Source organism: Sinomonas sp. (genome assembly GCF_036848755.1).
Lineage (GTDB): Bacteria > Actinomycetota > Actinomycetes > Actinomycetales > Micrococcaceae > Sinomonas.
Genome location: NZ_DAIUJO010000034.1, coordinates 23,580 through 35,860, shown reverse-complemented (window position 1 = coordinate 35,860; position 12,281 = coordinate 23,580). Strand labels below are relative to the sequence as shown.

Below are 12,281 nucleotides of genomic sequence, written 5' to 3'. Positions count from 1 at the left end.
AAGGTTCCGGGGACGACGACGGCGGGCCGCCCTCACAGAGGGGACCCGCCGTCGTCGTTCGCTCACTTGGAACCCAGGAAGATGGGGTTCGTGAGGGCGGCCATGGGGCCGAGCGGAAGCTCGGTGCCCATCTCGGTGCCGCTCCCGGACGTGCCGTCGCTCTTCGGGTGGCGGACCTCGACGCGGATGTAGGCGGCGAGCTGCGGGGTCGTGACCCACGTGCTCGAGCCCTGGCCGGACGCGGGCAGTGTGACCTGCTGCGTCTGGCCCTCGTCGGTGATGAAGCGGACGACGCCGTTCGGCACGCCGCCGATGGTCGCCGTCACCGTCACCGGCGCGTCCTGGGCGACGTCGAGGCGCTCGCCGATGCCCGCGGTCTTCCCGCCGGACTTCACGGTGAAGTCGAGCGTGACGTCGGCGGACTCGGCAATCCAGGACCGGCCGCTGCGGATGCCTTCGAGAATGGCGTCGTGGGAGAGCGCCGCCGCGTTGACGACGTTGTGCGGGAGGCCGATGACCTGCGGGACGCTGTGCGCGTCGCTGTCGCCCATCGCGGGGAGCCACCGCCCGTTCGTCCGGACCGAGTGCACGAGCATCGAGTCCCACGTGTTGACCGAGGACTCGTCGTCCACGGTCCAGGGGCCCGTCCACACCTCGACGGCGTCGGCGTCGTCGTACCCGAACTTCCACCGGCACGCAACGTAGGGGCAGTACGGGTGCGCGGGCACCACGATTCCGCCTGACGAGTGGATGAGCTGCGCGGCGTCCTCGAAGCCCTTGTCGCGGGCGCGGTAGCGCCAGTCGATCCACTCGCCCGGCTTGAGGCCGAGGGCGAGGTAATGGCCGTTGCGCGTGGTCACCTCCTCGCCCGTCATGATCAGGAGGTCGTTCCCCGCGAGCGGGCCCCACACGCCGTGGGACGCGGGAGTGTTGTGGTCGGTCGAGATCATGAAGTCCAGGCGCGCCGCGCGGGCGCCGGCGGCAACCTCGTCGGGGGTGCGCTTGCCGTCCGAGTAGACGGTGTGGAGGTGGCCATCACCGCGGTACCACCCGGGGCCGCGGCCGGCGATCGCCTGCGGCGGGTACTGCGGCTGGTACGGCGCGCCGTCGGGCCCGTAGTCGAGGGTGACGGTGACGCTGTAGTCCATGCCGTCCTCGGAGACCTGGTACGGGCCGAGGGCCACGTTCCACGTGCCCGGGCTGACGGGGCCGGGCAGGTAGCCGGGTGTAGCGTCCGACGCGCTGATGGTGAACTCGGTGCGGAAGCCGCCCGACCAGCCGCGGAAGCCCTTCCCCTGGAGATCGGTTCCCCGCTGGTCGAAGATGCCGATGTCGCAGGCGTTCGTCAGGAGGCCGGAGGGAACGGAGGGCTTGCTGTACGTGTACGAGACGCTGATGCGGTTGACGCCGGTCGGGACGTCGACGGGGAGGTAGACGAAGTCGGCCGCCCCGGGATCGAGGTGGCCAGTGATGGTCTTGGTCTTCTGCGTGCCGGTGTCGGCGGCAGCGAACGTCATCGGGGTCAAGGTCAGCGCCGCGCCGGTGAGCGCTGCTGCCAGGAAGCCCCGGCGCGAGGTGGACAGGAGGGCAGGGATGTCGCCGCTGTGGGCCTTGCAGGGGGAAGTCACCCGCGACATGGTGGTGACTCATACTTAACGGTAGGGAACCACTATGAGGCCGGGGACTGAACATGTTCCGCGACTAATCTGTCCCCATGAATGCCACCCCCGCGCTCAGCCCGATGCCCCGGACGCTCGACGTCGAGTCGCTCGAGCAGTTCGACGGGCTCGTGACCGAAGGCGCCCGGCGGATGTCGGGGTGGCACCTCCAGTCGATCGACTTCTCAGACCGTTCCACCTCCCTCAAGGCGCTGGACCCCTCGGGCGCCGTGTTCCTCGGCTGCACCCTCTCGCCGGGCATGGAGGAGTCGCTCCGTGCGCGGGGCGCCCTCGTCTTCCCCGCGATTCCGGGGCTGCCCTTCAATCCCTACCGTCCTGGGCTCTACACCGGACCGGAGCTCTACGAGGGCGTCGAGTTCCGGCCCTACGAGGAGACTCCGGACGCCCTCATCTATGCGTGGACCAAGCAGCAGGGGCGGGCCGGCGTCGAGAGCGCCCTGTCGGTGGCCCTGCACGACCACCACATCGGCGAATCCCTTCAGGATGCGTTGGCGGGGCCGTTCGGCAAGCGGAAGATCGTCGGAATCATGGGCGGACACGCCGGGCTGCGGGGGAGCGAGACGTACGACGACGCCGCTCGCCTCGGGCGCGGAGTGTCGCGGGCCGGCTTTGTGGTCGCCACGGGCGGGGGCCCGGGCGCGATGGAGGCCGCCAACCTCGGTGCCTATCTCTCGGGCGAACCGGAGGACGCGCTCGAGGACGCCCTCCGACGGCTTTCGGTCGTCCCCGGCTTCCGTCCTTCGGTGAGCGCCTGGGCTCGGGCGGCGCTCGCCGTCGTCGGCCTCTACTCGGGTGGGACTCCAAGCCTGGGCATCCCGACCTGGTTCTACGGCCACGAACCGCCGAACCTGTTCGCGACCCACATCGCGAAGTACTTTGCCAACGCGGTCCGGGAGGCGGTACTGCTTGAGAAGGCCAATGGGGGAGTGGTCTTCCTTCCCGGGGCCGCCGGCACCGTTCAGGAAGTCTTCCAGGACGCGTGCGAGAACTACTACGCGACGCCCGAGGCGATCAACCCGATGGTCCTCGTGGGGAAGCGCTACTGGACGGAGGAACTGCCGGCGTGGCCGCTTCTGCGGAGCCTCGCAGGGGAACGGGGCATGGCCGACCGCCTGCACCTCGTCGACTCCGTGGAGGAGGCGGTCGCGGTCCTCGCCGAGTAAGGCCTCACGCCGAGTAAGGCCCTCGCCGAGTAAGGCCTCACGCCCGGCCTGCGCCGCCTCCTTCGTTGCGCCGTCAGCTTTGCAGGGTCTTCACCCCGCAAAGGTGACGGCGCAACGAAAGGGGGGCACCCGGACGGGGTCGCGGACCCTCACCCGCCCCTCCAAGCACCCGCCCCTCCGAAGGGGCCGCGAGCGGTTAGCCCACTGCCGCCCCGAAAACCCAGCCGAGCACGTAAGTGACGGCGGCGGCACCGAAACCGATGAGGAGCTGCCGGATGGCCCGCCAGAGCGGGGACGCCCCGGCAAGCAGGCCGACGACGGCGCCCGTCCCCAGCAGCACCAAGCCCACCAGGGCGGCTGCCACTGTGAGCGCCGAAATCCCGACCATCCCGAACAGGAACGGCACGATCGGCACGATCGCGCCCGAGGCGAAGAAGCAGAAGCTGCTGACCGCCGCCTGCCACGCGGAGCCGATCGCCTCGTGCTCGTCCTCCTCGTCCGCGCGCTCTGGCTGCAGTGAAAGGCTCGGGTCGCAGTCGCACGTGAAGTAGCCGAGGCGCTCGGCCGCCCGGTGCTCCGCCGCGGCCTGGCTCATGCCGCGGGCCTTGTACACGAGCACGAGTTCGTTCTGGTCGAGGTCGAGGGCGGGGGCCGCGGTGAGGGTAACCTGCGTGGGCCGCGACGCCGAGAGCAGTTCGCGCTGCGAGCGCACCGAAATGTATTCGCCGGCCCCCATCGAGAGGGCCCCGGCGAGCAGGCCCGCCACGCCCGAGAGCAGCACCACATGGCTCGAGACGCCCGAGGCCGCCATGCCGGTCACGAGCGAGAGGTTGCTGACGAGGCCGTCGTTGGCACCGAAGACGGCTGCGCGGAACGAGCCGGAGAGGCGAGTGCGCCCGCGGACCGCGAGTCCGCGCACGACCTCCTCGTGGATCCGCTCGTCCGCCGCCATCGCGGGAGTTGCGAAGGGATCCGTCGAGTACGGCGACCGGCTTTCGGCTCGCTGCGCCATCGCGAGCACGAACACTGAACCGAAATGCCGCGCGAGGAAGCCGAGGAGCTGGCTGCTGAGCGATGCGTGACGGGGCTTGCCGGCCTGTTCGCCGAGCAGAGCCCTCCAATGTGCCTCGTGCCGGCCTTCGGCGTCGGCGAGCCCGAGCAGGATCTCGCGCTCCTCGCCCTCGCGGCGTTCGGCGAGCGCGCGGTAGATCGAGGCCTCGGCCCGCTCGTCGGCCAGATACTGGCGCCACCGACGGAGATCGGCGGGGGTCGGCTGATGGGGCATGCGGGCGGGTTCGGAGGGGGGCGTTGTCGGCATGGTGCTCCTGGGCTGAGTGGTCGTCTCGGGCCCCTTTGCCCACGACACTTTAGCCCGGATTTCCGGGCCTTTTCGGTCGGTTCACCCGCGCTCGAGACTTCGGTGCGCCTCAATCCAGACCGTGGCTCCTAGGCAACTCCGGATGGCGTTACCTAAGGTGAGGACTGACGTTGAGCGATTTGGCCATGCGTCCTCGCCCTCGGGCCAGCAGCACGGAGGCTTCCATGACAGAAGGGCAAGTGCGTCCCGCCGCCATGCGGGCATGGGAGAGCGTCGGAGTGAGTGGAGGTCCCCGCGTCCGGCTCGTCGAGCGACCCGTTCCGAGACCAAGGGCCGGGGAGGTGCTCGTTGCGGTCGAGGCATGCGGCGTCTGCCGGACCGACCTGCACGTCACCGACGGTGACCTGCCAGTGCACCGGCCCCACGTCGTGCCAGGGCACGAGGCGGTGGGGCGTGTCGTCGAGGCCGCCCCGGGCGCGGGGCGGTTCGCGCTCGGCGACCGGGTGGGCATTCCCTGGCTCCGCGAGACCTGCGGCTTCTGCCGATGGTGCCGCTCAGGGCGTGAGAATCTGTGCGTCGACGCGCGCTTCACGGGATGGGACGACGACGGCGGGTACGCCGAATACGCGACCGTCCCCGCAGCGTTCGCGTATCGGATCCCGGACGAGGTGCCCGTCGAGCAGGCGGCCCCGCTGCTGTGCGCGGGGATCATCGGGTACCGGGCGCTGCGACGCGCAAACCTCCCGCCCGCAGGACGGCTCGGCATCTACGGCTTCGGGGCCAGTGCGCACCTGACGGCTCAGATCGCCGTCGCGCAGGGGGCCGAGGTCCATGTGCTCACCCGGGGTGAGGATGCCCGGCGGCTTGCCCTTGAGCTTGGCGCCGCGTCGGCGGGGCCGGCTGACGGAATGCCGCCGGTGCCGCTTGATGCCTCCATCCTGTTCGCGCCGGCGGGAGAACTCGTTCCCGTCGCGCTCGCTGGGCTCGAGCAAGGCGGCACGCTCGCCGTTGCAGGCATTCACCTCACGGACGTCCCCGCCCTGGACTATCAGGCGCATCTCTTCCGCGAACGCACGCTGACCTCGGTGACGGCCAACACGCGCCGCGACGGCGAGGAGCTCTTCTCCCTCGCTGCCCGCCTCAGGCTCCGGGCCGCCGTCGTGCCCTACCCTTTCGAGGAGGCCGACCGCGCGCTCGAGGACCTCGCCCGCGGCGCCTTCAGTGGGGCTGCCGTCCTCGCGCGGTGATTCCCAGCAGGCATCGAGTGTTGTCCTATAGACTCAACCTCCAGCAGCAGGCGGCATTGGCGCCTGCGCGATGCCAGAGAGGCGGCCTATGAAAGCCCTGCCGGTCGAGCCGAGCAACGCCGCGATCGCGATCGGCTCGAGGATCCGAGCGGCTCGCGAGGCGCAGCGCATGACCATCGAGCAGGTGGCCGAGGCGGCCGGGCTTTCGAAGGGCTTCCTCAGCCGGGTCGAGCGCGACGAGTCTTCGCCGAGCGTGTCCTCGCTGGTGACGCTGTGCCAAGTTCTCTCTCTCCCGATCGGCGAGCTGTTCGCGACGCCCGAGACACACCTGACGCGCTCGGACGAGGCCCCACGCATCTCACTCGGCGGCGAGGGAATCGTCGAGCGACTCCTGACCGCCCGGTCCGAGCGTCGCCTCCAGATCATCCAGGCGGAGATCGAACCCCGGGGCAAGGGGGAGTCCGAGCTCTACGCCGTCGATTGCGACGTGGACGTGCTCCATGTGGTGCGCGGCCAGATCGAGCTCGTGATGACCAACGACCGGTACGAGCTCTCGGCCGGGGATACCCTCACGTTCCCGGGCCGCGAGCCGCACTCGTGGGTCAACCCGACCGACGAGCCAGCGACCGTCCTCTGGGTCCTCGTTCCGGCCGCGAGCCGGTAGGCCGTCCCACACCCCCGCGGGCCGGTCAGCCTCGCGTCAGCCTCCGCTCCAGCCCACTTCTGAGGCCCGATTCTGCTGCCCGGGGCGACACGCCGCGTTTCGGACTGGTTGGGAAAACACAACCGGGCAGGAGCGGGGCAGTCATCGGAAGAGCCGCCCGGTGAGCGCAGCCCGCACGTCGGCGACGAACCGATCCGGCTCGTTCCATACGGCTTCCGGGACGTAGCGGAGAGTGATGTACCCGCCCAGAAGGGCCGAGTTGTTGCGTTGGCGGTCCTTTCGGACGGATGCCCTGTCCGAGTGGTAGGCGACCCCGTCAATCTCGACGATGAGGAATCCTCCGATGAGGAAGTCCACGCGTCCAACCCCTGGTACATGTGCCTGGGGCTCGACCTCCAAGCCGAGTTCCCGTGCGAGAGGGATGAGGAGAAGCAGGGCTTCGGCCTCGGGAAGGGACTCGACTCTCGAGTCGACCGCTCGGAGCCTCCGGAGTGCGGGGCCGCATTTCTGTGCGGCGAGATCCTCCTCGAGGAACCCGGTCCGGACGCCGTGGAGCCGGACTGCCGATGCGACAAGCGGCACGGCGGCCTCTCGGGGAAGGCATCCGAGGGCGTGGAGGAGCGCGTCTTCGAGGGCGGCCAGAGGGAGAGAGTGATGCTTCGGATACCGAAGCCCCCTGTGGATCTTGACGCTGATGCGCGCGACTCCCGCCCCACGATTCGCCGAGTGCCCGTGCCCGCAGCCAAGGTGGTATTGGCCCGGAGCCTTGCGCAGCCACAGTCCATAGTCGCGTGCGGCGGAAGCGCAGGTGAGCACGGAGTTGTGCATGATGGCCGCCAGATAGTCCCGTCGGCAGTCCGCAGCCGCATAGACGCCGCGCTTGGGCCTTGCAACGTGCCGGGCCAGGAAGTCCAGGTCGGACCGGCTCAGTCCGGCGTCGAGGAGGGCGGCCGAACGCGCTACACCGCCTAGCGAGCTGAGGATCTGGAGAGGGTCCATTTGACCAGCAGCTCATGGGCAGGACGGGTGGCGGCGCTCCGGCGGAGGCTATGTGGATGACACGCCGGACAGAGGCGGGTGGAGGGCCAGTGGCCTCGCGCAGCCGCCGCGCTCCAGCCCGCTTCTGAAGCCCCGATGGCCGTGTCTCGGCGGGCACGCGGCGTTCCCGACCGTTTGGGAAGACACAACCGGGCGGGAATGCGAGCGGGAGGTTCAGCCCACGTGCACCCACGGGCGCTCGGTCACGCGTGGCTCGGCTTCGCGCAGCACCTCGCGCGTCACGGGAGCGATCTCGCCGACGCCGAAGAACAGGAACTTCGTGAGATTCATGACAGGGTTCCCCTCCGTCCAGCGGAAGTAGATGTGCGGCATGAGGCCCGTGACGTTGCGCAGGTGCAGGAGGATCGCGGCGAGCGTGTTGGGCACGTTGTTGGAGTGCACCTCGAGCACCTTGAAGCCGTGGCGCTTGACGCCGCGGACGTCGAGCTCCTGCTCGAACTCCGAACTGTCGTCGACGACGACTTCGATGAACAGGATGTCCGCGTCTGCCGGCAGATGGTTGGCGGCCCGCGCGTGCTCGAGCTTGGTCCGGTACCGCTCGGAGTCCAGGCGCTTGGGCTCGTGGGCGATGAGCCGGATCGGCCCCTGATCCATCTCGGCCAGGAACTCGAGCGCCTGTTCGTCGAGCCGCACGAGGGTTGCCCGCAGCTCAAACGAGCGGCGCACGCGCGAGGCGAAGCTCACCACGATGATCCCCAAGATGAACAGCGCGGCAATGCGGATGCCGTCAGGACGCTCGAGGACGTTGGCGATGGTCGTGTAGGTGAACACAGCGCTCACGGCCCCGAAGAACCACATGAGGCGCTTCTGCTTCTTCCGCCTGGCGGAGAGGGTGACTGCGATCGCCGCCGAGGTCATGAGGACGAGGACGCCGGTCGCGTAGGCGCCGCCCTGCGCGTCCACGTTCGCATCGAAGATCCACGTGATGAGGAAGCCGATGGCCGTGAAGACGAGCGTCAGCGGCCGGACGGCGCGGGTCCACGCGGGGGCCATGCCGTAGCGGGGCAGGTAGCGCGGAACGAGGTTGAGCAGGCCGGCCATGGCCGATGCCCCGGCGAACCACAGGATCGCGATGGTGGAGATGTCGTAGACCGTCCCGAAGCCGTTGCCCATGTACTGGTGTGCGAGGAACGCGAGGGCGCGCCCGTCGGCCTCGCCGCCCGGCTGGAATTCCCGCTCCGGGATCAGCAGGATCGTCACGAAGCTCGAGGTGATGAGGAACGCGGACATGATGACGGCGGCGGTGGTCAAGAGGCGGTGGGTCCCGCGGATGCGCCCCTTCGGGTACGCCTCGGTGTCGTCCGGCTTGCCCTTGATCTGGGGCATGACCGCGACGCCTGTCTCGAAGCCGGAGAGGCCGAGGGCGAGCTTCGGGAAGACAATGAGCGCGATCCCGACCATGACGAGCGGGTTGCTGTGCTGGGTGATGAGGGCGGACCACCAGTTGGTGACGGTCACCCCGTCGGTGAAGACGTGCGCGATCGCGACGACGATGACGACTGCATTGAGCACGAGGTACAGCCCCACGAGCACGACGGCGACATTGATCGCCTCGCGGAAGCCCCTGAGGAAGACAACGCCGAGGAGAGCGATGAGTGCGAGGGTGATGATGACCTGCTGGCCGTGCAGGAACTCCGGCGCGAACGGGTTCTCGATGAGGTGGGCACTTGCGTCGGCGGCCGAGAGCGTCATCGTGATCATGAAGTCGGTGGCGGCGAAGCCGAGGAGCGCGAGGACGAACAGCTTGCCGCCCCATCGCGGCATGAGCCGCTCGAGCATCGCGATCGAGCCCTCGCCCTTGTGGCTTTCCTTCGCGACCCGCCGGTACACGGGGAGCGCGCCGACGAGCGTGACGGCGACGAGGATGACGGTCGCCATGGGCGCGAGCAGCCCCGCGGCGACGGCGGCGATCGCGGGCTGGTAGCCGAGGGTTGAGAAGTAGTCGACGCCGGTGAGGCACATGACCTTCCACCAGGACGATGGCTTGTGCTCTTCCTTCGGGATGCCGTGCGGTCCGGGGTGATGGCCAGAGGCCTCTGGCATGCCGTCGAGGAGCCAGGCGCGGAACCCGCCGCCCGTGTGCCTTCTGCGGTCCGATGGTTCGGCCGGCGGCCGGGTCAGTGTCGTCATTGCTCCTGCTTCTTCCAAGGTCCTGCTGGGAGACTAGGCCCGGGCTACGGCCCGGGACGGCGCTTTAACGGATCCTTAACTGCGCATGTCGCATGTCTCACAGACTTGGCGGCTGAAACCGAAGGCCGTCCTCACCGTCGCCCCTCCTGAGGAAACAAGAGGTGCATGAAAGGCAACTCTGCTGTAGTGTGAATCACAACGGCAAGAACTCTGGAGGAACCCCTTGGAAGAGCTGCGCATCGAGGACAACGGTCGGATCGGACCGATCGACTCGTCCCGCATCCCCCGCTTCGCCGGCGCCGCGACGTTCGCCCGGCTGCCCCGTCTGGACCAGGTCGAGCGCGTCGATGTCGCGGTCGTCGGCGTCCCCTTCGACAGCGGCGTCTCCTACCGCCCGGGCGCGCGCTTCGGCGCGAACCATGTGCGTGAGGCGAGCCGACTGCTCCGCCCGTACAACCCGGCGCTCGACCTCTCCCCGTTCGCGGAGGCGCAGGTCGCAGATGCGGGGGACATGGCCGTCAACCCGTTCAACATCAACGCCGCGATCGAGACGATCCAGCAGGACGCCCTCGACCTCACGGCCGACGGCGCGCGCCTCCTCACGATCGGCGGCGACCACACGATCGCGCTCCCGCTGCTCCGCGCCGCTGCCGAGCGGGCCGGCGGCCCCGTCGCCCTCCTGCACTTCGACGCGCATCTTGACACGTGGGACACGTACTTCGGCGCCGAGTACACGCACGGCACACCATTCCGCCGCGCGGTCGAGGAGGGCATCCTCGACACCGACGCGCTCAGCCACGTCGGCACGCGCGGCCCGCTCTATGGCAAGCGCGATCTCGAGGACGACCGGCGTTTCGGCTTCGGCATCGTCACCTCGTCCGACGTCTACTATCAGGGCGTGCGCGAGGTCGTCGCGAAGCTCCGCGACCGGATCGGCGACCGCCCGCTGTATGTCTCGGTCGACATCGACGTCCTCGACCCGGCCCACGCGCCCGGCACCGGCACCCCCGAGGCCGGCGGCATCACGAGCCGTGAACTCCTCGAGATCCTCCGCGGCCTCCGGGGACTCAACCTCGTGGGCGCCGACGTCGTCGAGGTCTCCCCGGCCTACGACCACGCCGAGATCACGGGCGTCGCCGCGAGCCACGTCGCGTATGACCTCGTCTCCCTCATGAGCGAACTCCCGAAGCGCCCCTCTGCCGGGCGCCCCGAGCGTGCTGGCCAGCGGACGACGGCGGGTGCCCAGTGAGCGCAGGATCGGCGGCGGAGCAGCGGGATCAGTACCGCAACGGAGGCGATCTCGTCGTCGAGACGCTTGAGGCCCTCGGTGCCAAGACGGTCTTCGGCATTCCGGGGCAGCACGCCCTCGGCCTGTTCGACGCGATGGGCCGCGGCAACCTGAAGTTCGTCTCGAGCCGGGTCGAGAACAACTCGGCCTTCGCGGCGGACGGCTACTCCCGTGCAACAGGCGAGGTCGGCGTCCTCTTCCTCTCCACTGGGCCCGGGGCACTCACGTCGCTGGCCGGCCTCCAGGAGGCCTATGCAACGGGCGTGCCGATGGTCGTGATCGCGAGCCAGATCCCGCTCGAAGGTCTTGGGGCGCGTCGCAAGGGCATGCTCCACCAGCTCGACGACCAGAAGGCCTCGGCCGCGAATGTCACCAAGAGCCAGCGTCTGATCCAGCACGCTTCCGGCATCCCCTCCGCGATCCAGGACGCGTGGACCGACGCGATCTCCTCGCCCCAGGGCCCCGTGTGGGTCGAGATCCCGCAGAACGTGCTGCTCGACCCGATCGTCGTCCCGCCCGTTGAGGACGCCCTCGCGATCGCAGCGGACAACCCGCCGCGCGTCGAACTCGTGCGCGAGGCCGTCAAATGGCTCGCGACGGCCGAACGTCCCGCGATCATCGCGGGCGGCGGAACCCGACGGGGCCACGCCGAGAAGTCGCTGCTCGAGATCGCGGAGCGGCTGCGGGCCCCTGTCATCAGCACCCCCGGCGGCAACGGTGCGTTCCCCTGGATGCACCCCCTCTCGCTTCAGTCGTGGGTCGAGGACCGGCACATGACCGAGGTGCTCGAGGATGCGGACGTGCTCGTCGTCGTCGGCTCCTCGCTCGGCGAGGTGACCTCGAACTACTTCACGTTCGAGCCCCGGGGCCGCATCATCCAGATCGACGCCGAGCCGCGCGTCCTCGAGTCGAACCGCCCGGGACTCGGGATCCGCGCGGACGCCGGGCAGGCCCTTGCGGCCCTCAACACGGCCCTCGATGCCGCTCTCGAGCAGGCGAGGGGCGGCCGGGGGGTCGAGCCCGACTGGCACGGGAAGACGCCGGAACAGCTTGTCGCCGACTCGCTCGCCGCCGTCCGTGCGCGCCTCGAGTCGCAGGACCTCGGCAAGGAGCTCCGCTTCATGGCTGATCTCCGGGCCGCTGTGCCGGACGACATGCAGACCTTCTGGGACATGACGATCGCTGCCTACTGGGCCTGGAGCTGCTGGGACGCTCGGCAGGGCCAGTTCCACTCGGCCCAGGGCGCGGGGGGCCTCGGCTTTGGCTTCCCGGCCGCAATCGGGGGCGCGGTCGGCCTCGAGACCATCGGCCAGCCCTCGCGCGTGCTCGCGGTCTCCGGCGACGGTTCGGCGATGTATTCGATCAGCGAGCTCGCCACCGCCCGCCAGCACAACGTGCCCGTCACATGGCTCATCGTCGACGACGGCGGCTACGGCATCCTGCGCGAGTACATGGTCGGCGCGTTCGGCAAGGCGACGGCGACCGAGCTCGCGCGGCCCGACTTCGTCAAGCTCGCCGAGTCGTTCGGCGTGCCCGCTCGGAAGGTCGCGCCCGAGGAAGTGCGGGAGGCGCTCGAGGCGGGCTTCGCCGCGGACGGGCCGAACGTCGTCGTCGTCGAGACCCAGCTCAAGATGTTCGCGCCCACGCACCTGGACGTGTAGGCCGCCCGCCCTCCTTCCCGTCCCGCCCGCCCTCCTTCCCGTCCCGCCCGCCCTCCTTCCCGTCCCGCCCTC

At 69.6% G+C, this 12,281-nt stretch carries 9 protein-coding genes; 5 read left to right on the top strand and 4 right to left on the bottom strand.

Going from position 1 to position 12,281, the window contains the following annotated elements; genetic code table 11:
* Positions 1–62: 62 nt before the first annotated feature.
* The gene (locus V7053_RS07655; protein WP_334171676.1) at positions 63–1,628 is read right to left on the bottom strand and encodes a CehA/McbA family metallohydrolase; all 1,566 of its coding nucleotides are present in this window, start codon (positions 1,626–1,628) and stop codon (positions 63–65) included.
* Positions 1,629–1,714: 86 nt separating this feature from the next.
* Here V7053_RS07655 and V7053_RS07650 point away from each other — a divergent pair, with 86 nt between their 5' ends.
* Positions 1,715–2,842: an LOG family protein gene (locus V7053_RS07650; protein WP_334171675.1), complete on the top strand. Its 1,128-nt coding sequence runs from the start codon at positions 1,715–1,717 to the stop codon at positions 2,840–2,842.
* Positions 2,843–3,038: 196 nt separating this feature from the next.
* Here the strand turns inward: V7053_RS07650 and V7053_RS07645 are convergent, their stop codons facing one another.
* A complete protein-coding gene (locus tag V7053_RS07645; protein ID WP_334171674.1) occupies positions 3,039–4,160 on the bottom strand; it encodes a VIT1/CCC1 transporter family protein in 1,122 nt (373 codons plus the stop codon).
* 224 nt (positions 4,161–4,384) lie between these two features.
* Here V7053_RS07645 and V7053_RS07640 point away from each other — a divergent pair, with 224 nt between their 5' ends.
* Complete coding sequence (locus V7053_RS07640; RefSeq protein ID WP_334171673.1) at positions 4,385–5,407, top strand: zinc-dependent alcohol dehydrogenase family protein; 1,023 nt, start codon at positions 4,385–4,387, stop codon at positions 5,405–5,407.
* Positions 5,408–5,495: 88 nt separating this feature from the next.
* The gene (locus tag V7053_RS07635) at positions 5,496–6,071 is read left to right on the top strand and encodes a helix-turn-helix domain-containing protein (protein WP_334171672.1); all 576 of its coding nucleotides are present in this window, start codon (positions 5,496–5,498) and stop codon (positions 6,069–6,071) included.
* A 141-nt stretch (positions 6,072–6,212) separates the two neighbouring features.
* On the opposite strand, the gene V7053_RS07630 is transcribed toward V7053_RS07635, so the two are convergent.
* The gene (locus V7053_RS07630) at positions 6,213–7,070 is read right to left on the bottom strand and encodes an endonuclease domain-containing protein (protein WP_334171671.1); all 858 of its coding nucleotides are present in this window, start codon (positions 7,068–7,070) and stop codon (positions 6,213–6,215) included.
* A gap of 213 nt (positions 7,071–7,283) precedes the next feature.
* Entirely contained in the window at positions 7,284–9,260 is a 1,977-nt protein-coding gene (locus tag V7053_RS07625; RefSeq protein ID WP_334171670.1) for an amino acid transporter, read from the bottom strand.
* 223 nt (positions 9,261–9,483) lie between these two features.
* Between V7053_RS07625 and speB the strand changes: the two genes are divergently transcribed.
* Positions 9,484–10,509 (top strand): agmatinase, encoded by a 1,026-nt coding sequence (speB, locus tag V7053_RS07620; RefSeq protein WP_334171669.1) that lies wholly within the window; start codon positions 9,484–9,486, stop codon positions 10,507–10,509.
* On the top strand, positions 10,506–12,209 hold the full coding sequence (locus V7053_RS07615; protein ID WP_334171668.1) for a thiamine pyrophosphate-binding protein: 1,704 nt from the start codon (positions 10,506–10,508) through the stop codon (positions 12,207–12,209). Before speB ends, V7053_RS07615 begins: the two co-directional genes overlap by 4 nt.
* Positions 12,210–12,281 lie beyond the last annotated feature (72 nt).